The organism is Streptomyces sp. NPDC048659 (assembly GCF_040650575.1).
In the GTDB taxonomy this organism is placed as follows: Bacteria; Actinomycetota; Actinomycetes; order Streptomycetales; family Streptomycetaceae; genus Streptomyces.
In genome coordinates this window covers 73,559-96,112 of record NZ_JBEZHM010000009.1, presented here as the reverse complement: position 1 = coordinate 96,112, position 22,554 = coordinate 73,559, and the positions used below count along the sequence as shown (strand labels likewise).

Below are 22,554 nucleotides of genomic sequence, written 5' to 3'. Positions count from 1 at the left end.
CGGGCGGCCTCACGGGATCGAGTGATGGGACTGTCCCCGCGCATGAGCGACAAGAAGGTCAAGGAGTCCACGGCCAGCTCGTTCGTCTTCCGGCTGACGGACGACGGGTGGCGGCTCGGGCTGATCTGGCACCCGCGACTGGAGTGCTGGATGCTCTCCGGCGGACACGTCGAGAACTGGGAGAACGCCGCCGAGGCGGCGCTGCGGGAGAACAGCGAGGAGACCGGCTGGAAGACCCGGTTGGTGGCCGGCCCGTCGAGCGAGTTGCCCGCCGGGGCACCGCACCCGCTGGTGCCCGCACCGTGGTGGGTCCAGGAGTTGACGGTGAGCCCCGACAACCACACGCGGCAGCCGCACATCCACATCGACCACCTCTTCCTGGCCGTCGCCGAGGGTGCGGGACCGGTGTCGGAGCCGGTGCACGAGGTGCGCTGGTTCACCGAGGCCGAGATCGCCGAGCAACCCGATATCGCCGAGGACCTGCGGGTCCAGGCCAAGGACCTGTTCGGGCGCGTTGCCGAAGCCGCCGCGCGCTGACAGCCGGCCCGCACCCGGCTGGGCTCCGAGGCGCGGCTCACCGGGCGGGCTCGGCGCGGTAGACGAGCGGGAGCTGCCGGCTACGCCGCAGCGCGTGCGGGCGGCTCTCGGCGACGCCCGCCGCGCTGATCTGGACGAACTCCGCCCGCTGCCGGAGCTGTTCGAGGTTGGCGGCACCGGAGTAGGTCAGGCCCGAGCGCAACCCGGCCAGGAACGGGTGCAGGGTGCGCTCAAGGGTGCCGGTGGCCTCGTGTGTGCCCTCGACGCCCTCGGGCAGGTAGTCGTCGAGCTCGGCCTGGGTGACCGTCTCGCCGCGGGCCTTCTTCAGGCTGAGCTGCATCCCGTGGGTCACGAACCCGGTGGAGACCTTGAAGCGGTGTCCGCCGTCCTCGACCAGGCGGGCGGGGCTCTCGTCGGCGCCGGCCAGGGCGCTGCCGAGCATCGCGGTCGTCGCCCCGGCCGCGAGGGCCTTGACGAGGTCGCCGGAGTTCTTGATCCCGCCGTCCGCGATGACGCGCACTCCGTACTCGGCGGCTGCGTCCGCGCAGTCCATCACGGCGGTCAGCTGCGGCACGCCGGCTCCGGCGACCAGGCGGGTGGTGCAGATGCCGCCAGGCCCGATCCCCACCTTGACGACGTCGGCGCCTGCCTCGATCAGGTCGCGGGTACCGGCCGCAGTTGCCACGTTCCCGCCGATTACCACCACGTTCGGGTGCTGCTTCTTCAGCGCGGACACCACGGTCAGGACGTAGTCGGCGTGCCCGTGTGCGACGTCCACGACGAGCGCGTCGACGCCGTGGTCGACGAGCATCGCGGCCCGCTCCTTCCAGTCGCCGGTGACGCCGACTGCGGCCGCCGCCCGCAGCCGTCCGTCCCCGCCGATGCTGGCCGTACTCGCCGTCGCCGGGACGGCGGTGTTCTTCACCATCTCCAGCTGGGCGGTCTGCTGGGCGGGGGTGCAGGCGCGGTGCAGGACGCCGAGGCCGCCGGCCAGGGCCATCGCCGTGGCCATGGGGCCCTCCGTGCACCAGGGGGTGTTGGCGGAGAGCAGCGGGATGGCCAGGTCCAGGCCGGGCGCCAGGGTGGTGGACAGGTCGGTGTTCTTCCGGCTGGTCACCGCGGTGCGCTGCGGGACCAGGAGGACGTCGTCGTAGCCGAGGGCGAAGCGGATCGGTCGGCGGGTCATGCCGGGACTCCTTCGAGAGCGGGGGAGGGCCAGGGCTGCGGGTGGGCGGTGGTGACCCAGGTGGTGATGAGGTCGGCTGCCGCCTGCGGGTCGGGCTGGGCGGCGCGGTCAAGGTGCCGTACGCGGGGGTCGTTGGCGGCCAGTTCCGTGAAGAGGCGGGCGCAGCGTTCATGGACGGCGCGCTCGGCGGCGCTGATGGGGCGGCCGTCGCGCTGCTCGGCACGGCCGAGAGCCGTGCCGACGTGGTCGGTGAGCAGGATCGTGATGTCGGGGGCCGGCCGCCAGGCGGTCGCTTCGCGCATCAGGGCCCGGGCCTGCTCGAGGGCCGCGGTGTCGTCGCGGGGATGGAGGGCGGCGGCCTGGTAGACGGCGACCGAGTGCAGGCTGCGTCCTTCGAGGACGGTACGGCCGGTGTGCAGCGGGGCCCGGATGGTCTCCCAGGTGTGCAGCTGGACGGCCAGAAGCAGCAGCGTTTCGCTGGCCGGGAAGCCGCCGCGCAGGAACCGGTCTCCGTCGGCGGCCGCGGCGAGCGCGGAGATGATGCGGCTGCCGAGGTCGGCGCGCGTGCGGCGGGAAGAGAACTCCTCGACCAGCAGCGGCGCGTCGAGACGAGGTGCGACCAGGCGGGTGAGGTGGCTCTTGCCGGTGCCGCTGATGCCCTCGAAGGACACCAGCACACCCCGGCGATCCGGGTCCTCGCTGCCCGCGGGTTGGGGATGCACGAGGTGGTCTCCTTTCGGTCAGAACAGGGAGTCCTGCTGGGGGGCGGCGGCCCGGGCGTCGTCGCGAAGGGCCTTCGGCTCGATAGCGGCCACGCGGTGCAGATCAGTGAGCGTGGACCAGCGGCCGGCCCGCGCCCCGTCGGTGACCATCCGTGAGAACACGGCGCAGGTGGCCAGCACGTCGGGCATGGCGCGGTGCCGTCCGGCGGGCGGCGGCATGCCGAGGTGGCTGAGCACGTCGTCGAGCCGGTGGCGGGGCAGGTCCGGGTAGACGGTGCGGGCCAGCCGCACGGTGTCGAGCATCGGCAGACGTGCCAGTACGGGGCAGGCGGCCTCCTGGTCGTAGATCAGCCCGGCCTCGTAGGGCGCGTTGTGCGCGAAGAGGACGTACGGGGGGTGGGCGAACAGTTCCTCCAGCGCGGCCAGGGTCACCGCGGCGCCATCGGCCTGCTGGATCATGGCCGCGGTGATGCCGGTCTGCGCCGTGTCGAAGGACGTGAAGGGCACGTCGACCGGCGGCCGGATGAACCGCTCGAACCGTCCGTCCTCCTGCCAGGAGCCGGTCGCGGTCAGCTTCCCTGCGACGGCGGCGATCTCGATCGGCTCGGGCCGGCGGCCGGCCGGGTTGAGCGTCTCGAAGTCGATGCCCACGAACGTCGCCGCGAGCAGGTCTGGATCGGTCAACGCCACTGGCGTGCCTCCTCGGTGATGATCCGCGCCATCTCGTCCAGGCGCGCCTCGGTGTGTCCTTCGTGGACAACGACGGCCAGCGTCGTATCGAGGTCGGCTCGCGCGGCCGGGCACGCGGACAGGCCCAGGTTCTGCAGGGACGGCAGCCGGTCGGCGGTCGTCAGCCCGTAGGTGCCGACGGAGTTGGCCACGCCCTGCTCGGCCAGGCGGGCGCAGAACTCCCGAGGCCGCTCCAGCTCCACGCGCAGCAGCGGCGCGTAGCCGTTCCAGTCGAGCCGGGCGTCCGGCGGGATCGGGGTGAGGCCGGGAACGTGGGCGACGGCGTCGAGGAGGTGCCGGGTCTGTCGGCGGCGCAGGGCGAGGAGCTCGTCGAACCGGGCAAGGTTGCCGCGGGCGATGATCGCGACCGGCTCGGGCATCCGGTAGTTGTGTCCGAGCCTGCTGCCGGCCGGCTGGCCGGGGGCGGGCAGGAAGCCGTGGGTGGCGAAGCTGCGGGCCCGGGCGGCGAACCCGCCGTCGTCGGTGAGGATGTAGCCGCCCTCACCCGACCACAGCAGCTTGCCGTCCTTGGCGGAGAAGCAGCCGGCGTCCCCGAAGGTCCCCGCCCACCGGCCGTCGTACCGGGTGCCCTGGGCCTGGCAGGCGTCCTCGATCAGCCGCAGCCCCCGGTCGGCGCAGTAGGCGGTCAGCCGCGCCAGGTCGGCGCACCGGCCGGCCAGGTGCACGGGCAGGACGGCCTTCGTCCGCGGGTTCGTCTTGGCGGCCAGGTCGTCGAAGTCCAGCTCGCCGTTCGCGGAGTCCACCAGGACCGGCATGGCGCCGGTGAGCCGGATCGCGACGAGGGTCATCACCACGCACGCGCCCGGCACCAGGACCTCGTCGCCATCTCCGATGCCGTAGGCGGCCAGGGCGGTGTGCAGGGCCGCGGTGCCGCTGGAGAGGGCGACGGCGTGCGCGGTGCCGAAGCGGTCCGCGAGCTCGGCCTCGAATGCGCGCGCGTGCTCGTCGCCTACGGGGTCGGGGCTGCGGTCCAGGAGCTCGGTCATGCGGCCCAGGGCGGTGGCGCGCATCGCCGCGACGGTCGACGTGGTGGGGTTCATGCTGAGCTCCGGGCGGTCGGGGTGAGGATGCGGTCGAAGCCCATGAGCGGCCACATGTTGACGCATTCGTAGGAGGCCAGCGGACAGTCACTCGCGCAGCCCGCGGGGGTCGGGAACAGGTCGGCGGCGCTGTGCCCGCGGATGGTGCGGTGGGCGGAGGCCGGGGTGGCGTCGATCCGCAGGGAGGAGACGCAGTCCCAGATCGCGCCGTCGGGCTGGATGAAGTGCAGCGTGCGCCCGCCGAAGCAGCCCACTGCCGTGGACGTCGTCCGGGGGACACCGGCGATGACCTGACCCGGGTAGGCGCCTTCCGGCAGCGTCAGGGACAGGTCCGCTGCGTACAACTCGGCGAAGGCATCGGTGAGCGCGCTGGTGTCCTCGGGTCGCAGAGACAGCTCGGCGTGGTGGGGGTGGTCGTCCTCCAGCGCGATGGGCTGCGGCACGTAGTAGTCGGCGCCGAGCTCCGCGGCGAAGCGGCCCATCGCGGGCACCTGTTCGATGTTCCGGCGGGTGATCACGGTGTAGAGACCGACCCGGGGGCCGTTCTGCGTGCGGGCGGCGATGAGGGCGCGGATGCCGTCGACGACGTCCTGCCAGCCGTGCTTGCCCTTGGGGTCGGGCCGCATCCAGTCGTTGAACTCCGCTTCGGTGGAGTCCAGGGAGACCGAGAACGCGTCGATGCCGAGGTCGAGGAGGGACTGCAGGAACACCGGGCGGTTCAGGGGGATGCCGTTGGTGCAGACGATGACCTCGATCCCCGCATCCTTGATGATCTTCAGGGTGTCGAGGATGCCGGGCCAGTTCAGCGGCTCGCCGCCGGCGACGAAGATCCGGCCGACGGCGGAGTCCTTCAGCGTCCGGGCGAAGGCGAGGACTTCGCGGCGCTTGAGGTCGTGGGGGGAGATGTGCGACAGCTGCCCGGTCTTCGTCGGCGGTTTGATCTGGTGGATGAGCGGGTCGCCGAAGTAGCAGCTGGGGCAGGCCAGGTCGCACAGGCTGCGCAGTGACCACAGCAAGGTGATGGGGCGGTTCGGGTTCACGACGGGACTCCTGCCGGAGAGGTGACGGCTCGGATAGCGCCCACGAGGGCGGGAAGGGCCTGGGCGGCGGTCTGCTCGGACAGGTCCAGGACCAGGTACCGGTCCGGGTCCGCGGCGGCGATCTGCTCGTACAGCCGGGCCACCGCGTGCGCGCGGTGGCCCTCGTCGTCGGTCAGAGGTCGGCCCAGCCGCGCGGACCACTGGGCGCGGCGGGTCTCTATGCCGGCGGTGAGCAGCACGGTGAGGTCGCTGCCCGGGCGCCACCGGTCGGCCATGGCCAGCAGGCGCTGCGCGTGGGTGTAGGGGTCGTAGCCGTCGGACTCGGCCAGGGTGAGGGCCTGGTAGACGGCGACGCTGTCGCTCCCGCGGTCTTCGATCACGACCGTCGCATCAGGAGCCCCCTCCTCGCGGCGGCGGACGGCGAGGGCAAGGAGCGCAACGGTCTCGGCCAGCGGGTGCCCGGTGCGAAGGAACGGATCACCGTCCTCGGCGAGCGCGGCGATGACCTGGCCGGGGAGCCGGTTCGGAGCCGCGTCGGGCAGCTCGTCGAGGACCACCGACCCTGCGATCTGCTGTCGCAGCAGCGCGGCGAGGTGGGTCTTGCCGACGCCGTTCGCCCCTTCGAGCGTCACCCACACCGGCCCCAGCCTGGGCCGACGGGCGGTCATCGGGCGCCCTTCACGGCCAGGTTCAGGAACAGGCTCGCCAGCGGGCCCGCGGTGGTGAACGCGCCGTGGGTGCTGGTGGACGTGGTCACGGCGCCGGTTTCGCGGACCCCGCGGGCGCTCATGCACGAGTGGGTGCCGGAGGCTGCCACCGCGACATCCGGGGAACCGCTGACCCGCATCAGGTCTTCGGCGATGCCGTTGACGATGCGCTCCTGCAGCTGCAGCCGGTGGCCGTGCGCCTGGGCGATCCTGGCGATCTTGGACAAGCCCAGAACCTGTCCCTGCGGCCGGTACCCGGCGGTGATGGTGAGCTCCATGCCCTGCAGGTGGTGCTCGCACAGCGAGGGCACGACGATCCCGGACACCAGGACGAGCTCCTGGCCGCCCGCGCGCAGCTCCTCGTGCACGAAGGTCGTGTCGGTGCGGCCCGGGTCGTATTCGAGGAATTCCGCCCACCAGCGGGCCACCCGCTCCGGGGTGTCCCTCAGACCGTCGCGGTCGGGGTCCTCGCCCAGTTCCTTCAACAGCTGCCGGTACAGGTCCGCCACCCGGCCCTGGTTGATGCTCCCGGGGGCAAGGACCGGGGCGGCGGAGGACGTCGCCGGGCCGGCGGTCAGGTCGGCGGTCATGCGGGCACCTCACGCGGCTCGGGGGTGAAGGAGGCCGTGCGGGCACCGGCCTCCAGGACAGTGCGGGCACGGGGGCCCTCGTGCATCAGCAGGTCCAGTACCGACAGACGGGCCGCCCGGTTGCGGGTGCGCCCGTAGGGGACGTGGTCGTAGGTCGCGACCTCGATCCCGATGCCGGCCCGGCTCAGCAGGTCGGCATCGAGGTATCCGGTCGCTCCGGTCCCCACACGCAGCACGCCCGCCTCGTGGCGGCGGCACAGATCCGCGAGCGCGGCGGTCTTGGCGCCGGACGGCGGCGCGCTGCTGGTGCGTACGAGCCGCACGTCCAGGTCGAGCGCGTCGAGAATCAGCCGGGTGACGGCCTCGTTCAGGTCGACCAGATGCGTCCACGGCTGGGCGTAGAGCTCCTGGAGCCGGTCTGCGTAGCGCTGGAAGTGCGGGGCGCGCCGGTAGGTCTCGCTCACCGTGCGCCAGTGCCGCTCGTGGAGGTCGGCTTCGGCGATCTTCACCTCGGCCAGGGGCTGTCCGAAGGCCCGGCGGACCGGGACCGTCAGCCGGATGGAGCGGCCGTCGCGGTCGGCGATGTTGTTGCGGTGCTGCCAGCCGCGCTCGGCGAACTGGACGTGGTCGAGGAGGATCAGCTCGTCGACGTCGAGGAGCCGGGAGAAGTAGCCGCACCAGGGCCAGTACGCGGGCTGGTGGACGACCAGGACACGGCCGGGCATCAGACCACCATCCGGTACACGGTCAGCAGCTCGGCCATCGCGGCGCCGACGAAAGATCCGGCGGCGGTGTCCAGGGCGCGGATGGTGGCCAGTGAGCGGGGGTGCGGGGCTTCGCGCATCTGGGTGGCGTAGCAGGTGAGCGCCTTGGCCTTCGTCTCCCACACCCCGGAGGTGTCCACGGCCAGCGGCCGTCGGGCAGCGTCTGCGTGCTGGGCCCAGGCGGCGTCCTCGGGCCCGACGTAGCCCAGGACGAGCCTGGGGGCGTGAGGGGAGGGGCGGGCTGCGGCGATCCCGGCTGTGTGCACGGCCTGGTGGTCCTGGTGGAAGGAGCCGGCGGCCGGAAGGAGCAGGGCCGAAGGCCGCAGCTCGCGCAGGCTCAGGCGGGGGCCGGCCTCGATGAGGTGGACCAGTTCGCGCATGTGCGTGCCCGGGCTGGCAGCAGCGGCGGTGTCGATCCAGGCCGTGTGGTGTGAGGTGACGCCGAGGACGGTGCACGCCTCGTCGAACTCCGCTTTGCGGATGGCGGGTTCGCTGCTGGGGTGGGTGTGGCAGCAGATCGCCAGGACGTGGACGTCGATGCCGTCGGCAGTGAGCCGGGCGATCGTGCCGCCGGCGCCGAGGGCGTCGTCGTCCAGGTGCGGCGAGACGACGAGCACGCTGTCGCCGGGGGTCAGTCCGAAGACCATTTCCTTCTCTTCTCCTCTTGCCGTGGGAGCGGAACGGGGCCGCCCTGCCGGGCGGCTGCACGGGTGATGTCTCGGTCAGGGCTGAAGGGGGGTGCCGACGGCGTCGAGGAGCTGCCGGACGACCTCGGTGGGCGAGTGGAAGGCGGTGCGCAGGACGGCGTTGCGGGAGGTCTCGTGGTATCGGTCGGGGTCGCCGAGCAGCTCGGCCAGTGCCGGCCAGATCCCGGCGGCCCCCTGTTCGGCGCTCACCATGACGCCGCCGTCACCGACGAGGTGGGGCAGGTTGCCGATGCCGATACCGACGACGGGGGCGCCGGTGGACATGGCCTCGGCTGCCGCGTTGCAGAAGGTCTCCGGTTCGTAGGAGGCGATGATCGTGGCCGACGCACCGGAGAAGAACGGCTGGACCTCCTGCCAGGGCAGCGCGTCCAGGACCGTGACCACGTCCGGGCGCTTGGCCGCGGCGGCGTGCACCGCTGCGAACACCTCGTCCTGCATCCCGGGCCAGTACTCGAACCCGGCGGCCGCCAGGACGAGCTCGACCGGGCGGGTCCAGTCGGCCGGCAGCGCCTCCAGCAGTTCGGCGAGCCCCTTGTACGGCTCGGCCCGGGACACGATCCGCACCGGCCCCTGCGCGCGCAGCCGCTCGCGTTCCTCGGGCTGCGCCGGGTTGGCGGGCGCGAACAGGGCGTTGGGCACGAGCGTCCAGGAGGAGGTGTCGTAGCCCTGCTCGCGGGCCTCGCTCTCCATGAACGGGCTGATCGGGCACACGGCCGTGGCCGCGGCGATGGCCTTGTCGAAGTAGTCGTCGCCGCGGACCTTGTGGATCTGCAGGACCGTCGGCACTCCCTGCGGCGCGGCGTCCAGGTAGCCCAGCCCGTACAGGGCGTCGACCCAGACGACGACATCCGCCTGGTGGTCGGTGAGGAGCTGGTGGAGTTCGGCGCGGACCGGCTCGGGGTCCTTCAGACCGGCGAGGATGGCGGGCTTGATGATCGGGCGCGGCAGGGTCAGGGAGGACAGGCGGACCATGTCGGGGTGGTCGGCGTCGCCGGGCTCGGCCGGCCCGGAGGTGATGATCAGCGGCTTGATGCCGAGCTGGCGGCACCCTTCGGCGAGCGCGCCGACCGAGCGCTCGTAGCCGGCGGGCTCGCCGGGGGCGTAGGAGAACAGGACGAAGGCGATGCTGCGGGGCGGGGTCACGGTGTCTCCTGGGCGGTGTGGACGTGTCGGGGAAGCGGCAGGGGCGTGCTGTCGGGCGGGGGCGGGGCCTCCCAGGGGAAGGCGACCCAGTCGGCGACCGGCCACACCCAGGTGTCCAGGGAGGGGAAGCGGGCGCCGTCGTTGCGGCACAGCACAGCGGTGCGGGCCTCGACGCCGGCATCGGCGAGGAGGGTGGTGACGGCCTGCAGGGTGGCGCCGGAGCCACAGATGTCGTCGACGACCAGGACGCGGCGGACGGCGGCGGCTGCGGCGTGCAGGGTCGCTTCGTCGACCTCGACCTCGCCGGTCGCCTGGATGCCGACCAGGTCGGAGACGTTGTGCCGGGCTCGGACCTCGACGGCCGGGATGCCGAGGATGCGTGCCGTCTCCTGGGCGAGGGGGACTCCGCCCCGGGCCAGCCCGATCACGAGCTCGGGGGCGAAGGCTTCCTCGTGCGTGGCGATGAGCGACGCGGCGGTGAGGAAGGCATCCCGGCTCATGGCCCAGATCCGTTTGCCCTGGAAGACGCGGGCACCGGCTGCGGGGGTGGTCACGTCGTCCACCCCCAGTCGTCCAGCACGCGCTCTGCCTGCGTCCAGTGGGCCGTCGGGTTGCTCACCTGGTGCACGACCGGGAGCGGGGGCAGCCCGAGCATCTGGAAGTACAGCGGCTCCAGAAGCAGCAGAGCCTCCTGGGCCGGGTGTCGCTCCAGGTGCTCGGCCAGCACGGCGCTGACGAGGTCCCGCTGGCTCAGTGCCCGTTCCGGGGTGAGGACCTGGTGATAGGGCGCGATCGGTTCGTCGGCTCCGATCAGGCCGTGGCGGGCCGACAGGACAAGGGTCCGGGCCCGGAACTCGGGCCTGCCGGCGATGCGCTCGCGCAGCTGGGGGAAGCACCAACCCTGGTAGAGCTCCAGCGCCGGGACGGGGTCGGTACCCGGGAGCTTGCGGCGGGAGCAGCCGATCACCACAAGGCCGTTCGTCGGCAGGGCCGCTCGGTCGATGCCCGGCTGGACGGTGGCGGGCGCGGTCATCGGACCCCCAGGGTCAGGTGCAGACGCCCGGTGAAGTTGAAGCCGTGCCCCATGACCTGCTCGACGATGTCCCGGCCCGCAGCCGTCCACGTGGCGTCGTCCTCGCCCAGCGGCATAATCCACACCTTGTCGTGCGGGATCCCGCTCTCGCGGACGAGCTGGGCCGCTTCCTCGACCTCGCCGGTGTCGGCCGCCACGAACTTGAACGCCGCCCGCCCCGCCCGCGCCAGCTCGGCGAAGCCGCCGAGGACCTCCGGGCGGATCCGGCGCTTGGCCGGGTCGCCCGCGCCCATGCGTCCGATCTTCGGCGACACGCTGAAGTGGGCCACACGCTCCGCCGTGAACGCGTTGGGGAAGATCGTCCCGTTGGTCTCGACGTGGACGTCCCCGGGAAGCGCCGCGAGGACCTGCTGCCACGCCGCCGTGCGCTGCCACAGCAGCGGCTCGCCGCCGGAGACCACCGTGATCCCCGAGCCGGCCCCGTGGCCCTTGGCAGTCTCGACGATCTCCTCGGCGGCGCGCGGCGGGCACGTCACCGCCAGGTCGTAGCGGGTGGTGTCCCACGTCCGCTTCGAATCGCACGGCGGGCAGTGCAGGTTGCACCGGCCCAAGCGGATGAAGCACGCGCACCGGCCCGTGTACGGGCCCTCTCCCTGGGGGACTGGACCGAAGATCTCCTGCACGGGCAGGAGACCCTCCGGCAGGGTCCCGGCTATCTCGAGTGCCGTCATGCTGCCTCCCTCCTGTACTCCGCCCAGCTGGTCTCCGTCTCCGAGACCCTCACGGCGACCGGACGGCTCTCCTGCCGGTCGAAGAGGCCAGCGAGGTGCGAGGACAGACGTTCCGAGGTCGGGTTGAAGGGCAGGGCCTCGTTAAGGACCACGCCGTCCAGGACGTCTTCGACGTGCCGGCGCAGCACCTGCGGGACCTTGGCGGGTTCGCCGCCCGCGGTGTTCACGGTCACGAGGTAAGAGTGGCCGTGGCGACGGCCGCACTGATGCCCATCGGGCAGACCGACGAGATGATGGGTGGCCTCGAACATGACGGCGAACTCGTCGGCCGGCTGGACAGGTCGGCCGACGTGGATGCGGACCTCCGCCAGAGCCGTCGCGATGTCGGGCGGCAGGTGCTCACGGGCCCAGGCGGTCAGGTAGGCGGCCAGTCCGCGGTCGCTGGCGTCGGAGACCTGGGTGTTGAGGAACTGGTGGTCCAAGACGGCGTCGATGTGCGCCTTCAGGGGTGCCAGGCGGCCGAAGTCCACGACGAAGCCCACGTCGTCCAGCATCTTGGCAGCGAGGACCGCTTCGGCGGTGAAGGAGTGGCCGTCGTGCCGACCGTCCAGCACCCGAGTCGCCTCGAAGCGGAAGAGCTTGCCAATGCGCCACTGCCCGCTCACCGGGAGCCCTCCTTGCCCGAGCTGTCGGCGTACCGGGTGGGGTCGGCGACGCCGGCGAGGGCGAAGGCCTCCTTGCGCTCGACGCACGTGCCGCACGTGCCGCACTGGACCGTGCCGCCCTTGTAGCACGACCAGGTCAGCTCGAACGGGACGCCGAGCTCGTGGCCGCGTCGCGCGATGTCGGCCTTCGTCAGGTGCAGGAACGGGGCTTCCAGTCGGAACCCGGGGGCGAGATGGCCCTCATTGCCGGCCTGGATGGCCTTGCCGAGCTGCTCGAAGAACGCCGGCCTGCAGTCCGGGTAGATGGGGTGGTCCCCGGCGTGCGCGCCGAAGGCCAGGATGTCGGCGCCGCGCGAGACGGCGACTCCCGCGGCGATGGACAGCATGATCATGTTGCGGTTGGGCACGACCGTGCTGCGCATGCTCTGGTCGCTGTAGTGCCCGTCGGGCACGTCGACGGAGGTGTCCGTCAGCGCCGACCCGCTCAGCAGGCGGCCGAGGCCCGAGAGGTCGACCGTCTCGTAGGGCGCTTCGAGCCGCTCGGCGACCTTCGCCAAGTGCTCCAGCTCGACGCGGTGGCGCTGACCGTAGTCGAACGCCAGCAAGAAGACCTCGCTCCCGCGGGCGCGCAGTTCGTATGCGGTCACCGCGCTGTCCATGCCTCCGGAGGCGATGAGTACCGCGCTCTTCGGCGGTGCACTGGTCATGTCTCTAAGTCCTTCCTGGCTGGTGCCCAGGTCCCCCAGAGGTGCCCGTGGGACTCGTGACGTGCAGCCTGAAGCGGCTGACATTGAGGGAGCCGGGATGAGTGCGTGCAGCTGACGCCGTCACCACGATGACGCGCGCCTGACTGGACGTCATTGACGGTGTTCCGTAGGAACATTGACGGGCTTGCGCAATGTCCGCCCGGCATCACCCCGGACCGGACGGCACTGGTGCTTGGCCGAGCCGCGGAGGGGGCGGACCGTGGGCAAAGTGACCCGAGAACGTCGTGCGGAGATTCAGCGGGAGGCGTCCCGGATCCGCGCTCGATGCCAGCGCGAAGGGCATGCCCTGGAGCGGATCGTCACCACTCTCCGGTCGATGCTGCCGGAGCTGACTGCGCTGGAGGCCTGGCGACTGGCACTGGGCTGGTCCCGACCCCAGGCGATCCGGGAGGTGGCTGCGGTCTACCTGGCTGACGGCCTGCTCCCGCCGGGCCTGACGCCGGCCACGCTGTGCCGGTACGAGCACGGCCAGGAGGAGCCCGGGGACGAGTACCGGCTGATGATCTCCCGGGCGTACGGGGCCCGACCCGAACAACTCGGCCTGGCAACACGCTGCCTGTGGTGCAGCACCTGCGCGACCCCGCCGCAACTCCACTACGGTCAGCACCAGCGCGAAGAGACGAATACCGCCCGGAGGAACCCCATGACGACCGCCAGCGGGCTGCCCGCCATCCGAGAATCCGTCCAGTGGGCCGTGCTGGACGCCCCCGGCGGCTCCCCGGCACTCGTAGCCCTGGCCGAGGCGGCCGTAGAGCACTACGCACTCAACTACAGCAAACACCCGCCGGCTGTCCTGCTCGAAGAGGTCCGCGGGACCCGCAACCTGCTCTCCACCGCGACGGCAGCGGCCGACCGCGAGACCGAACGCGGACTTCGACGGCAGGTCGGCTGGCTGTCGGCCCTCCTCGGCAACCTCTCCTACCACTTGGACGATCGCGCCGGAGCCCGCACCCACCTCACCCTGGCGGGCGCCCTGGGCGAATCGACTCAGGAACCGGCGCTGACCGCCTGGGCCAGCGGGGCACTGGCCATGGTCGCCACCGCCCGCCAGGACTGGGACCACGCCCGCCTCCACGCCGAATACGGTCTCCAGCACGCCCCCCAGGGCCTGCGCCGCGCGCAGCTCCTGGGCTGGGCGCTGCTGCCCACCCTCGCCGCCCTGCAACGGGCCGAGGAAGCCGACGACGTGGTCAGCGAGAGCGACGAGATCATGCGCTCTGTGGCAGAACTTCCCGGCCGGTTCGGTTACGACCGTGCCGAGCACCGTCTCCACGTCGCCGAGGCGTACCTGACCCTCGAACGCTTCGATCGAGCAGCCGCGGTCGCCCATGAGTCGATCGCCGCCGCCCCCGACCAGACCCCGGCGTGGGTCGCGGCCACGCTCGTTCTCGCGCTGGCCGAGGCCCGGGACACACCGGATCAGGCGGCGACCCGCGCGCTGGGCGTTCTCGACCTCATCCCTCCCCCGAGGCTCCGCGCGACCGCCCGCAACCGCCTGACCCGCCTCGGGCACCTGCTGGACAGCTCGACGATCGCCTCGGCAACCGAGCTGGCCGAGCGCCTGCGTACCCTTCCGGCCCCGATCCGCGCCGACGGCACAGCCGCGTAGCCGACTGCTACCTCCGAGGAGGCGGACGTAGTTCACGGTTTCGCTGCTCACTGGGCCGCCTCCAGCTGTCGGCGGACGCGTTCCGCGTCCACGGCGCTGAGGCCGCTGTACTGCTCCAGCGCCTGGGTGTAGAGGGAGACCGCGTCCTGGTCCCGTCCGGCAGCGGCTGCGGTCTGGCCGAGCATCTCGAGGCTGCGTGCGGTCCACTGCCGGGAGCCGTGCTCGGCGAACTCTTCGTGTGCCTGCCGCCCCGCCTGGTCGGCGTCCTGGTGGCGGCCGGCCACGGAGTGCGCTCGGCCGAGCCAGGCGAGGGCGCGAGCCGCGTCGTGCGGGTCGGCGACCTCGGTGAGGGTGGCGCGGGCGGAGGCGAGGACGTCGATGGCCGCCGTGGTGTTGCCGCGGTTGAGGTGGACCTGGCCGAGGAGGATGTCGGTGAGGGCGACGCCGCGGCGGTCTTCTCGGCTCTCGCGCAGGGTGCGGGCCTGTTCCAGGTAGCCGATGGACTCTTCGGGGCGGCCGGCCTCGTAGGTGGTCGCACCGAGTTCGTGGAGCGCCTGCGCCTCGCCTCGGGCGTCTTCCCAAGCGCGGGCCGCGGCGAGGACCTCGGTGAAGCACTCGATCGCTTCGTCGAAACGGTGGATGCCGCGCAGCCCTACGCCGAGGGCGTTGCGCATCTCTTGCTCGGCGAGCGCGTTGTTGTAGAGGTGGGCGGCTTCCAGCCCGAGGCGGTGTGCTTCGATCCAGAGGTCGTACACCCTGGCGGCGCGCCACCAGGGCCACATGGCGTGGACGAGCTGCCACACCGTCCCGTACCGGCCGGCGGCGTACGCCGAGCGGATGTTGGCCATGAGGTCGGCGGACTGGGCGTCGAGCCAGGTGAGGGCTGCGCGCCGGTCGGTGAACTCCGCGGGGTGCTGGGGGGCGTAGACGTAAGTGCGGTCGAGGCGCCGGTGGCTGGGGGTCAGCAGCCGCTCGGCCGCGGTCGCGGTGGCGAGGTACCAGTCGGCGGCGCGGACTCGAGCCTCGGTGTCGGCGCCGTCGGTCTCCTCCCGGGCGGCGTAAGCGCGGGCGTGGGCCAGGGCGGGGCCCGGGTACCTGAAGACGGGTCCGCGGACGGGGTGGTCGGTGTCCCGGACGAGCAGAGCCGAGGCGGCGAGGTCGGCGAGGTCGGCACCGGCTTCGGCGGGGGTCCGCTCGGTGATGGCGGCGGCGAGGTGGCTGTCGATCGTGTCGCCGGGCAGGAACGCGGCCTTGCGGTAGAGGCGGGCGGCGGTGCGGTCGAGGTCGGAGTACGCGGTGTCGAGCGCGGCGGACACGAGGGCTCCAGGGCTGGTGGCGGCGGTTCGGGCCCGGCTGGCGTCGAGGGCACCGACGACGGCGGACAGGGGGCGGGTGGGGTTGCGGGTGAGCTGGGTGACGCTCAGGACGAGGCCTGCGGGCAGGCCGGCAGTGAGGGCGATGAGCCTGGTGACCGCCTCAGGCTCCTGGTGGAGCCGGTCGGGGCCCAGGCAGCGGGACAGGTAGGCGCGGGCAGCGCCGGGGTCGAACGGGCCGAGGGCGAGGAGGGCAGCGCCCTCGGCGGAGAGCTCCGGGATCGGACGGTGGCTGGTGGCCACGACGAGGTGGCCCGCACCGCCGGGCGTCAGGGCGCGGATCTGGTCGGCGTGAGTGACGCCGTCCAGCAGCAGGCAGACCGGCGGGCGGGCGGCGGTCGCCGACCTCCACCAGTTGGCGAGTTCCTCGCCGCCGGCGGGCAGCGGTCCGGGCTGCACGGAGCGTAAGAGGCGGCCAAGGACATCGCTCACGCGGGCCGGCCCTTCCGCGCTCCCGAGGTCGGCGTGGAGCTGGCCGCCGGGGTAGCGGCTGGCCAGGCTGTGGACCAGCCGCTCTGCGAAGGACGTCTTGCCGACACCGATGGGTCCGTGGATGAGGACGACCGGTACGACGTAGTCGTGCTGTGCCGCGATCCACGCGGTGATTCCGGTCAGCTCCCGCTCGCGATCGGTCCACGAGGCGGCAACCGGCCGCACCTGGCGGGGCACGGGCGGGGAATGCTGGGGCTGGTGGAGGTGGACCGAGCCGATCGTGCCGGCCTGAACGGCCATGTGCAGGCTGGAGTCCCCCGTGATCGTGTTGGTCACCGCCACGGGCGGGCGCGGGGCCCCGGGGGTCGGCTCGGTCATCACCGAGAAGCCTTTCGTCGTGTCCGTTGGTGGTCAGATCTCGTTCTCGCCGAGCACGGGCGGCCGCGGCCTGGTACCGCGAGCGTCGTGGGAGGTCAGGCGGTCCTCGCGTTCACGGGCGTGGGCATGACGGCCAAGCGGCCTACGGGCGAGCGCCACAGCACCCAGGGCGCCAGGACCAGCAGGACGAGGCCGATCAGCATGGTGGTGAGCACGCTGGTGAGAGAGGCCAGGGGACCGGCGGCGAGGGCGCCGAGGGTCTCACTGCCGGCGATGACGCAGAAGGAGGTCTGCAAGGTCCGGGACCCGAGATAGGGCGGGCTGACGGACTGCTGCACGGAGCGCTGAGTGGTACCCACGGCGCACGCCGCGGCGTGCTGCACGCACCCGGCGGCGGCGAGGGCCATCAGCCATGCGAGCCCAGGTCCGGCGATGAGTGGTGCAGCGTGGGTGAGGGCGTAGACCGTCAGTCCGATGCTGAGGACGACGCCCGGGCCGTAGTGGTGGACGAGGCGGGGGGCGAGCAGTGCTCCGGTAAGGCCCCCGAGGCTGCTCGCCGCCATGATCATGCCGAGGCCGGTTGCGCCGACTTGCGCCGTGGTGAGCAGGTAGTACGCCAGGTACGTGCTGGCCAGTCCGGTGCCGAAGCCCGTACCGGCCAAGGCCAGGAGCAGGGGGTTCAGCAGAGGGTGGCGGGCGCTGTGGAGGACACCGTCGCGGATCTCGCCGACCATCGACGGCCTCTTTCCCCGCGCGGTGGGGACGGGCAGGACACGGATGCGGGTCGCGCACCACGCGGAGACGAAGAAGGACGCCGCGTTCGCGAGGATCGCTCGGGCGGGCCCGACTGCCGCGACGAGCAGCGTTCCCAGACCTGCCCCGGCGGTGCCGGCGACGGTGATCGCGGCGGTGAGCCGTGCATGGGCCTGGTGCAGCAGCCCGGGGCCGGCGAGGCGGGGCAGCGCTGCCATCGTGGCGGCGCTGTGGAGGACGGAGAGGATACCCAGGGTGAGGGCCACGGCATAGAGGGCGGGCATCGTGAGCTGGCCGAGAACGGCAGCGGCGGGTATCGCCAGGACGGCGGTGGCCGCGGCGAGGTCGGTAACGAGCAGCACGGCGCGTATCGCATACCGGTCCAGAACGACGCCCGCCGGCAGCGAGACGACCAGCGCCGGGAGCTTCGCGGCGAAGGCCAGGAGCGCGATCTGGCCGGGAGTGGCCTGGAGTTGGAGGACGGCGAGGGCGGGCAGCGCCAACTGGTGGACGGCGGTGCCCGCGTAGCTGGTGCCCTCACCGACCAGGAGCGCGGCTAAGGCATGCCGGGCGGACGGACTGCCGCCCGGTGCCGCCGGGGTGGCGGTTGTGTCGGAGGCCGTCGTCACAGTGCGCCTCCGAAGGCCTGTGGAAGAGGGAAGAGGGTGGTCGGCGGAGAGGCGCAGGGTGCGGGCGTATCCGCGCCGGAGCTCCGGCTGGTCGGTGCTCGCCTGGCCGTCGCGGGCCATGGTGTCGACGATCCGGTCCACGACGAGAGGCCGGTGCCGTTCGGCGAACTGCTGGGCGGCGAGGTCGGTGTGCGGGTCTCCGCCGGGTCCGGTCGGCGCGTACAGCACGAAGGAGAGGGTCTCGCCGGAGCCCGCGAGGACAGTCCGGTCGATGGTGCCCCGCCAGGCGGCGAGTGCGTGAGGGTCCTTCAGCGGCGAGGCCGCAGCCAGGGCCGGGCGGAGCGCCCGCGCTCGCGGGGGCAGAGCGCGGCCCGCAGGCGGGGGTGGCACGAGTCCGGCCGCTGGCCGGGTGAGGGTGCTCATCGGTCGATGTCCTCCTCGGCCCCGCGTCGCGTCACGGCGGGGACAGTGGAGTGGATGAGCGCAGCCAGACCGGGCGAGGCAGCGGCAGGCAGGCGGATACGCGCGACCCGGTGACCGTCCGGTGTACGACCGGAGCCGAGGACGTGCCAGCCGAGGTCGCGCAGGTACCCCAGGAGCCGGCCGCCGATTCCGTCGGGCCCGGTGTTCCAGCCTGGGGCCTCGGCGTACACGTAGTCGATGCCGGTGCGGGCCGCGTAGGCGGCGAGCCACAGCGTCATCAGCCATCCGACCCGGTCGGTGCGGCCCGGCGCGGTGTAGGCCAGGGAGACCTTCAGGGCCGGAGCCGGGTCGTCGAGGGCCCACGACCGCAGATCCGGCTCCTGGTGCAGGAGGAGGCAGCCGACGAGGACTTCGTCCCCTCCGTCGTCCTCGTACAGGCCGACCGCCTCCGTACGGTGGTCCCGGAAGGCGGCGACGTGGAGGGCGGTGGGCGCGTCGTGGCCGCGCCGGGCGAGCCACAGGCCGCGGTCCTGGACGAGAGCGGCGGCCGCCTCGCGGTCGGCGGCCGTCACGATCGGCCGCATCTCGTATGCCCACGTCGCCCGGCCGTCGCGGTCGACTGTCGTGTCGGCGAGGGCGGTGGTGCCGGGGGTGATGGTGTTCATCGCACCGCTCCGGCGGGCTGTACCGGGGGCTGCTCAGCGGTGGTGGTTGCTTCGCCGCCGAGGATGCCGTGGGTGTGGGCCAGCCCGATGAGGTGCGCGGCGTTGCTGGCGCCCGTCCTGCGCGCGAGGCCGTCGGTCCGGGTACGGAGTTCGCCGACTGGGATCCGCGCTGCGCGGGCGATGTCGTCCGGCCGGGAGTGCTCGGCGATCGCGCGGATGAGCAGGAGGTCGTCCGCGTCCGCCTCGAAGGCGCGACGCAGCAGCGGGGGCGGGGGCGGGGGCACCTGCTGGTGGCTGAGCAGGGTATGGGCGAGAACCGCTCGGGAGGAGCGCGGAGGGCAGTGCAGGCTCTCGCGCATCACCCGGACGTGGGAGCTCACCGTGTCACCGGACAGGTGTTCCTCGCCTGCGATCTCCGGGTTGGTGAGCCCGCACACGAGGTGGGCGGCGACCCGCTTCTGAGCCCGGGTGAGCGGAGTGATCGGGGCGGCGACGGTGGCGGAGGTGGTCATCTGGGTTCCTGGTCGGGTGGTCAGGCCGCGGCCGGGCGGAGGCGGACGGGCAGCTGCTCGTGGCCGTTGCTGATCAGGGAGCCGAGCGGCTTGAGCTGGTCGGCGGGGACGGCGAGTTCGAGGTCGGGGAAGCGGGTGAAGAGCTTCCGCAGACTGGTGGCGAGTTCCAGTCGGGCGAGCGGGGCGCCGAGGCAGAAGTGCACGCCGTGCCCGAAGGCGAGGTGGTCCTTGGCGGGCCGACGGATGTCGAAGTCGTCGGCGGTCTCGCCGTGCCAGTCCGGGTGCCGGTTGGCCGCGGCGTAGGAGGCGAGGATCGCCTCGCCCTTGGCGATGGTCTGGCCGTCGGGCAGCACGATGTCGTTGACGGCGTAGCGCATCGGCAGGTGCTTGACGGCCGGCTCCAGGCGCAGGGTCTCCTCGACGGCGTCCGACCAGCCGGCGTGGCCGGCGCGGAGCTGGTTGAGCTGGTCGGGGTGGGTCAGCAGGAGGCTGATGGCCTGGTCGAGGACGTTGACGGTGGTCTCGTATCCGGCGCTGATCATCAGCAGGAGGGTGTCGCAGAGCTCGGCGTCGGACAGGCCGTGGCCGTCTCCGTCGTCGTCGCGGGCGGCTATGAGCAGGGAGGTCATGTCGTCGCCGGGGTCGGCGCGCTTGGTGGCGATGAGCTGGTCCAGGACCCTGTACAGGTCCTTGGTGTTGGCGGCGGCCTCGTCGGCGGTGAGGGTGGTGTCGAAGACACCGTCGACGACACCGCGGAAGTGGGCACGCTGGTCGGCGGGGACGCCCATGAGGTGGCCGATGACCGCGAGGGGAAGCGGGTAGGCCAGGTGCTCGCGAAGGTCGATGCTCTGGCCGGTGGGCAGGGCGTCGAGGTCGTCGAGGATCGCCTCCACGATGGTCTCGACGACGGGGGCCAGGGCGTCGATGCGGCGAGCGGAGAAGGCGGGGGCGATCATGCGCCGCAGCCTCCGGTGGTCGTCGCCGTACGCCGTGAACATGTTCTCGACGGCGACCCACAGCACGAGCGGCCAGGTCCGTATCGCCTCTTCGTAGCCGGGCCAGTGGGCACGGGCGTCCTTGGAGACGTCGGGGTTCTTCAGCAGGCTCTTGAGCAGGGCAGGGTCGTTGATCGACCAGGCGGTCACGCCGAGGATGTCGACGCGGACCGCGGCGCCGTGGCCGCGGAGCTGCTCGTGCTCGCCGTGGTGGTCGGCGCCGGTGGGGTCGAGGACGATCGGGCTGGCGGGCTGGGGCATGGGAGGTCTCCTTCAGGCTGCGGCGAGGGCGGGGAAGCGGACCGGGAGGCGGGTCAGCGCGCGGTGGAACGGGCCCGGGCGCCAGGTCAGCTCGTCGGCAGGGCAGTCGAGGTCCATCTCGGGCAGCGCGTCGAGCAGGTCGGTGACGGCCGTCTCGGCGATGAGGTAGGCCAGGGAGCGTGCCGGGCAGGCGTGCGGGCCGGTGCTCCACGACAGGTGGGCCCGGTCGCCGGACCCGCCTCCTTCCAGGGCGGGGTCGTTGTTGCAGGCGGCCATGGAGATGACGACCGGCTGGTGGGCGGGCAGCAGGATGCCGTCGAGGTGGACGGGCTGCGGCGGGTAGGTGATGCAGTAGTTGGCCAGCGGCGGGTCGCGGTAGAGCACGGTGTCCAGCACTTCGCGCACGGAGGCGCCGGCGGAGTGCACGGTTGCGGAGAAGTCCTCGTCGGTGAGGATCTTCAACAGCGTGTTGGTGATCAGGTTGGTCAGCGGTTCGATGCCGGCGCCGTACAGGGTGACGAGCTGGTGCGCCATCTCGGTGTCGTCGAGCCGGGCCGGGTCGGCGATGAGCCGGGAGGTGACGTCCTCGGCGGGCCGGCTGCGGCGCAAGGCGACGAGCTCGGACACCGCCTGGGCCAGCATCTGGTTGCCGGCCGCCGCGTTCACCCCGTCGAAGATCTTGGCCATGCCGTCCGCGATGCGCAGCCCGAGCTCGTCCGGGCAGCCCAGCAGCGCGCTCAGGATCCGGAAGCTGAGCGGCCACGCGAACTGCGCCAGCAGATCGGCACGGCCCGCAGCGCGGAAGTCGGCGATCGTCTCGGCGACGACCCGTTGGACGAGGGCGTGCAGGCGGTGCTGGTGGACGGCGTCGAGGGCGGAGGCGTTCGCCGCCCGGTACCGGGAGTGCGCGGGGCCAGCCGAACGCAGCGCGTTGGGGCGGTACTCCATCATCGGCCGCACGGGACAGGTGTCGGGCACCGCCTGCTCCCAAACCCGCGGGTCGGCGGGGAAGCGCACCTCGTCGTTGAGGATGCGGCGGGCCTGGTCGTAGCCGATGACCAGGGTCGCGGGCACGCCGGGCGCCAGGTCGACGGGTACGAGCGGTCCGTACGCGAGGCGCATCGCCGTGTAGGCGGCGTGCGGGTCGGCGGCGAACTCGGCCTCGTAGAGCGCGATACGGGGCGGCGGTGGGGCGGTGCCGGGGGCGGTGGTCACGGGTGGCGCTCCAGGGGGCGGAGGTGGCGGGCTGTCAGGTAGGTGACGAGTTCGATCAGGGCCAGGTAGCCGGTGCGGCCCACGCGGGCGTCGCAGGCGGTCAGCGGGGTGTCCGCGTCCAGGGCGAGGGCCTGGCGTATCTCCTCGGGCGGATACGCGGGTGCGTCGTCGAACCGGTTGATCGCCACGGCGTACGGGACGGCGTGCTCTTCCAGGAGGGCCAGGTGCTCATGGGAGGCGTCGAGGTTGCGCGTGTCGACGAGGACCAGGGCGCCCAGAGCGCCCTCGATCAGGCTCTGCCACAGCGGCCGGAACCGGGTCTGGCCGGGAGTCCCGAACAGGTACAGCACCCGGGTCGCGCTGATGTGGATGCGGCCGAAGTCGACGCCGACGGTGGTGGTCTGCTTCCGCGGGGCGCCGGCGAGGTCGTCCACCCCTGTGCTGGCCTGGGTGATCGGCTCGTCCATGTGCAGGGGCGGCACTTCGGACACGGACCCGACGAAGGTGGTCTTGCCCACGCCGAAGCCGCCCGCGACGACGATCTTCGCGGAGTGCACCGCGGTGGTGGGGCGGATCTCAGACCTTGGCTCGTAGACCACGGAGCACCTCCTTGAGGATGTCGATGTCGGGCTGGTCGTCGAGGGCGTTGACGGGGCTGATCAGGTGGCCGCTGTCCATCAGGTCGCAGACGAGGATGAGGACGGTGGACGGCGGGAGCTGAAGGACGGCGGCGATGTCGGCCACCGCCAGGCCGCCCTGGACGCCCTTGGCCAGGGCCAGGACCCGGCGGTGGTTCAGGCGTAGCCCGTCGGCCGGGCCGGTCGCGGCGAGGACCAGGGACTCCAGGCGCACGTCCGGTCGGCTGGGGCGGTCACGCCCTCCGGTCCGTACGAAGGGCCGCACCATGTCCGGGTCCCGCCGCGGCCC

The 22,554-nt window shown here is 72.5% G+C and carries 25 protein-coding genes; 2 read left to right on the top strand and 23 right to left on the bottom strand.

Features of this window, described 5'->3' with window-relative positions; translation table 11 throughout:
- The first annotated feature begins 42 nt into the window (after positions 1-42).
- Positions 43-537 carry an NUDIX domain-containing protein gene (locus AB0C99_RS10025; RefSeq protein WP_362472108.1) on the top strand — a complete coding sequence of 165 codons (495 nt, stop codon included), beginning with the start codon at positions 43-45 and terminating at the stop codon, positions 535-537.
- 37 nt (positions 538-574) lie between these two features.
- Here AB0C99_RS10025 and AB0C99_RS10020 read toward each other — a convergent pair whose 3' ends face one another.
- The 15 genes from AB0C99_RS10020 to queC all read right to left on the bottom strand — a co-directional run bounded on the left by AB0C99_RS10020 (position 575) and on the right by queC (position 12,322).
- On the bottom strand, positions 575-1,723 hold the full coding sequence (locus AB0C99_RS10020; RefSeq protein WP_362472105.1) for an IMP dehydrogenase: 1,149 nt from the start codon (positions 1,721-1,723) through the stop codon (positions 575-577).
- Positions 1,720-2,445, bottom strand: a complete 726-nt coding sequence (locus AB0C99_RS10015; protein ID WP_362472102.1) for a thymidylate kinase — start codon at positions 2,443-2,445, stop codon at positions 1,720-1,722. Before AB0C99_RS10015 ends, AB0C99_RS10020 begins: the two co-directional genes overlap by 4 nt.
- An 18-nt stretch (positions 2,446-2,463) precedes the next feature.
- Positions 2,464-3,135, bottom strand: coding sequence for a 3'-5' exonuclease (locus AB0C99_RS10010; protein WP_362472100.1), 672 nt, complete (start codon positions 3,133-3,135; stop codon positions 2,464-2,466).
- Positions 3,126-4,235 (bottom strand): aminotransferase class I/II-fold pyridoxal phosphate-dependent enzyme, encoded by a 1,110-nt coding sequence (locus tag AB0C99_RS10005; RefSeq protein WP_362472097.1) that lies wholly within the window; start codon positions 4,233-4,235, stop codon positions 3,126-3,128. Before AB0C99_RS10005 ends, AB0C99_RS10010 begins: the two co-directional genes overlap by 10 nt.
- Positions 4,232-5,275 (bottom strand): radical SAM protein, encoded by a 1,044-nt coding sequence (locus AB0C99_RS10000; RefSeq protein WP_362472094.1) that lies wholly within the window; start codon positions 5,273-5,275, stop codon positions 4,232-4,234. The genes AB0C99_RS10005 and AB0C99_RS10000 overlap by 4 nt, the downstream gene beginning before the upstream one ends.
- Positions 5,272-5,943, bottom strand: a complete 672-nt coding sequence (locus AB0C99_RS09995) for a thymidylate kinase (protein WP_362472092.1) — start codon at positions 5,941-5,943, stop codon at positions 5,272-5,274. The genes AB0C99_RS10000 and AB0C99_RS09995 overlap by 4 nt, the downstream gene beginning before the upstream one ends.
- Positions 5,940-6,572, bottom strand: coding sequence for a GTP cyclohydrolase I (locus tag AB0C99_RS09990; RefSeq protein WP_362472089.1), 633 nt, complete (start codon positions 6,570-6,572; stop codon positions 5,940-5,942). The genes AB0C99_RS09995 and AB0C99_RS09990 overlap by 4 nt, the downstream gene beginning before the upstream one ends.
- Positions 6,569-7,297, bottom strand: a complete 729-nt coding sequence (locus AB0C99_RS09985; RefSeq protein ID WP_362472085.1) for a WbqC family protein — start codon at positions 7,295-7,297, stop codon at positions 6,569-6,571. The genes AB0C99_RS09990 and AB0C99_RS09985 overlap by 4 nt, the downstream gene beginning before the upstream one ends.
- Positions 7,297-7,983, bottom strand: coding sequence for a PIG-L deacetylase family protein (locus tag AB0C99_RS09980; RefSeq protein ID WP_362472082.1), 687 nt, complete (start codon positions 7,981-7,983; stop codon positions 7,297-7,299). The genes AB0C99_RS09985 and AB0C99_RS09980 overlap by 1 nt, the downstream gene beginning before the upstream one ends.
- A gap of 75 nt (positions 7,984-8,058) precedes the next feature.
- Entirely contained in the window at positions 8,059-9,186 is a 1,128-nt protein-coding gene (locus AB0C99_RS09975; RefSeq protein WP_362472080.1) for a glycosyltransferase family 4 protein, read from the bottom strand.
- Positions 9,183-9,740: a phosphoribosyltransferase family protein gene (locus AB0C99_RS09970; RefSeq protein WP_362472077.1), complete on the bottom strand. Its 558-nt coding sequence runs from the start codon at positions 9,738-9,740 to the stop codon at positions 9,183-9,185. Before AB0C99_RS09970 ends, AB0C99_RS09975 begins: the two co-directional genes overlap by 4 nt.
- Positions 9,737-10,219, bottom strand: a complete 483-nt coding sequence (locus AB0C99_RS09965; protein WP_362472074.1) for a DUF6884 domain-containing protein — start codon at positions 10,217-10,219, stop codon at positions 9,737-9,739. Before AB0C99_RS09965 ends, AB0C99_RS09970 begins: the two co-directional genes overlap by 4 nt.
- Positions 10,216-10,950, bottom strand: coding sequence for a 7-carboxy-7-deazaguanine synthase QueE (locus AB0C99_RS09960; protein WP_362472071.1), 735 nt, complete (start codon positions 10,948-10,950; stop codon positions 10,216-10,218). Before AB0C99_RS09960 ends, AB0C99_RS09965 begins: the two co-directional genes overlap by 4 nt.
- Entirely contained in the window at positions 10,947-11,615 is a 669-nt protein-coding gene (locus AB0C99_RS09955) for a 6-carboxytetrahydropterin synthase (protein WP_362472068.1), read from the bottom strand. The genes AB0C99_RS09960 and AB0C99_RS09955 overlap by 4 nt, the downstream gene beginning before the upstream one ends.
- On the bottom strand, positions 11,612-12,322 hold the full coding sequence (gene queC, locus AB0C99_RS09950; RefSeq protein ID WP_362472066.1) for a 7-cyano-7-deazaguanine synthase QueC: 711 nt from the start codon (positions 12,320-12,322) through the stop codon (positions 11,612-11,614). The genes AB0C99_RS09955 and queC overlap by 4 nt, the downstream gene beginning before the upstream one ends.
- Positions 12,323-13,025: 703 nt before the next feature.
- On the opposite strand from queC, the gene AB0C99_RS09945 reads away from it, so the two are divergent.
- The gene (locus AB0C99_RS09945; protein WP_362472063.1) at positions 13,026-13,991 is read left to right on the top strand and encodes a Twin-arginine translocation pathway signal; all 966 of its coding nucleotides are present in this window, start codon (positions 13,026-13,028) and stop codon (positions 13,989-13,991) included.
- Between the two features lie 47 nt (positions 13,992-14,038).
- On the opposite strand, the gene AB0C99_RS09940 is transcribed toward AB0C99_RS09945, so the two are convergent.
- The 8 genes from AB0C99_RS09940 to AB0C99_RS09905 form a co-directional block, all read right to left on the bottom strand.
- Positions 14,039-16,174, bottom strand: a complete 2,136-nt coding sequence (locus AB0C99_RS09940) for a tetratricopeptide repeat protein (protein WP_362472060.1) — start codon at positions 16,172-16,174, stop codon at positions 14,039-14,041.
- A 95-nt stretch (positions 16,175-16,269) separates the two neighbouring features.
- Positions 16,270-17,979, bottom strand: a complete 1,710-nt coding sequence (locus AB0C99_RS09935) for an MFS transporter (protein WP_362472057.1) — start codon at positions 17,977-17,979, stop codon at positions 16,270-16,272.
- Positions 17,976-18,644: a hypothetical protein gene (locus AB0C99_RS09930; protein ID WP_362472054.1), complete on the bottom strand. Its 669-nt coding sequence runs from the start codon at positions 18,642-18,644 to the stop codon at positions 17,976-17,978. The genes AB0C99_RS09935 and AB0C99_RS09930 overlap by 4 nt, the downstream gene beginning before the upstream one ends.
- Complete coding sequence (locus AB0C99_RS09925) at positions 18,641-19,156, bottom strand: LuxR C-terminal-related transcriptional regulator (RefSeq protein ID WP_362472052.1); 516 nt, start codon at positions 19,154-19,156, stop codon at positions 18,641-18,643. Before AB0C99_RS09925 ends, AB0C99_RS09930 begins: the two co-directional genes overlap by 4 nt.
- 20 nt (positions 19,157-19,176) lie before the next feature.
- On the bottom strand, positions 19,177-20,412 hold the full coding sequence (locus tag AB0C99_RS09920) for a cytochrome P450 (protein WP_362472049.1): 1,236 nt from the start codon (positions 20,410-20,412) through the stop codon (positions 19,177-19,179).
- Positions 20,413-20,424: 12 nt separating this feature from the next.
- Complete coding sequence (locus tag AB0C99_RS09915; protein WP_362472046.1) at positions 20,425-21,627, bottom strand: cytochrome P450; 1,203 nt, start codon at positions 21,625-21,627, stop codon at positions 20,425-20,427.
- Positions 21,624-22,226 (bottom strand): ATP/GTP-binding protein, encoded by a 603-nt coding sequence (locus AB0C99_RS09910; RefSeq protein WP_362472043.1) that lies wholly within the window; start codon positions 22,224-22,226, stop codon positions 21,624-21,626. The genes AB0C99_RS09915 and AB0C99_RS09910 overlap by 4 nt, the downstream gene beginning before the upstream one ends.
- Positions 22,204-22,533: a DUF742 domain-containing protein gene (locus AB0C99_RS09905; protein WP_362472040.1), complete on the bottom strand. Its 330-nt coding sequence runs from the start codon at positions 22,531-22,533 to the stop codon at positions 22,204-22,206. The genes AB0C99_RS09910 and AB0C99_RS09905 overlap by 23 nt, the downstream gene beginning before the upstream one ends.
- Positions 22,534-22,554: the final 21 nt, after the last annotated feature.

Excerpts from the sequence above, each read along its gene's own strand:
- AB0C99_RS10025 (WP_362472108.1), top strand. The coding sequence starts at position 43 with ATGAGCGACAAGAAGGTCAAGGAGTCCACGGCCAGCTCGTTCGTCTTC.
- AB0C99_RS10020 (WP_362472105.1), bottom strand. The coding sequence starts at position 1,723 with ATGACCCGCCGACCGATCCGCTTCGCCCTCGGCTACGACGACGTCCTC.
- AB0C99_RS10005 (WP_362472097.1), bottom strand. The coding sequence starts at position 4,235 with ATGAACCCCACCACGTCGACCGTCGCGGCGATGCGCGCCACCGCCCTG.
- AB0C99_RS09995 (WP_362472092.1), bottom strand. The coding sequence starts at position 5,943 with ATGACCGCCCGTCGGCCCAGGCTGGGGCCGGTGTGGGTGACGCTCGAA.
- AB0C99_RS09990 (WP_362472089.1), bottom strand. The coding sequence starts at position 6,572 with ATGACCGCCGACCTGACCGCCGGCCCGGCGACGTCCTCCGCCGCCCCG.
- AB0C99_RS09985 (WP_362472085.1), bottom strand. The coding sequence starts at position 7,297 with ATGCCCGGCCGTGTCCTGGTCGTCCACCAGCCCGCGTACTGGCCCTGG.
- AB0C99_RS09980 (WP_362472082.1), bottom strand. The coding sequence starts at position 7,983 with ATGGTCTTCGGACTGACCCCCGGCGACAGCGTGCTCGTCGTCTCGCCG.
- AB0C99_RS09965 (WP_362472074.1), bottom strand. The coding sequence starts at position 10,219 with ATGACCGCGCCCGCCACCGTCCAGCCGGGCATCGACCGAGCGGCCCTG.
- AB0C99_RS09960 (WP_362472071.1), bottom strand. The coding sequence starts at position 10,950 with ATGACGGCACTCGAGATAGCCGGGACCCTGCCGGAGGGTCTCCTGCCC.
- queC (WP_362472066.1), bottom strand. The coding sequence starts at position 12,322 with ATGACCAGTGCACCGCCGAAGAGCGCGGTACTCATCGCCTCCGGAGGC.
- AB0C99_RS09945 (WP_362472063.1), top strand. The coding sequence starts at position 13,026 with ATGACGACCGCCAGCGGGCTGCCCGCCATCCGAGAATCCGTCCAGTGG.
- AB0C99_RS09940 (WP_362472060.1), bottom strand. The coding sequence starts at position 16,174 with ATGACCGAGCCGACCCCCGGGGCCCCGCGCCCGCCCGTGGCGGTGACC.
- AB0C99_RS09935 (WP_362472057.1), bottom strand. The coding sequence starts at position 17,979 with ATGAGCACCCTCACCCGGCCAGCGGCCGGACTCGTGCCACCCCCGCCT.
- AB0C99_RS09930 (WP_362472054.1), bottom strand. The coding sequence starts at position 18,644 with ATGAACACCATCACCCCCGGCACCACCGCCCTCGCCGACACGACAGTC.
- AB0C99_RS09925 (WP_362472052.1), bottom strand. The coding sequence starts at position 19,156 with ATGACCACCTCCGCCACCGTCGCCGCCCCGATCACTCCGCTCACCCGG.
- AB0C99_RS09920 (WP_362472049.1), bottom strand. The coding sequence starts at position 20,412 with ATGCCCCAGCCCGCCAGCCCGATCGTCCTCGACCCCACCGGCGCCGAC.
- AB0C99_RS09905 (WP_362472040.1), bottom strand. The coding sequence starts at position 22,533 with ATGGTGCGGCCCTTCGTACGGACCGGAGGGCGTGACCGCCCCAGCCGA.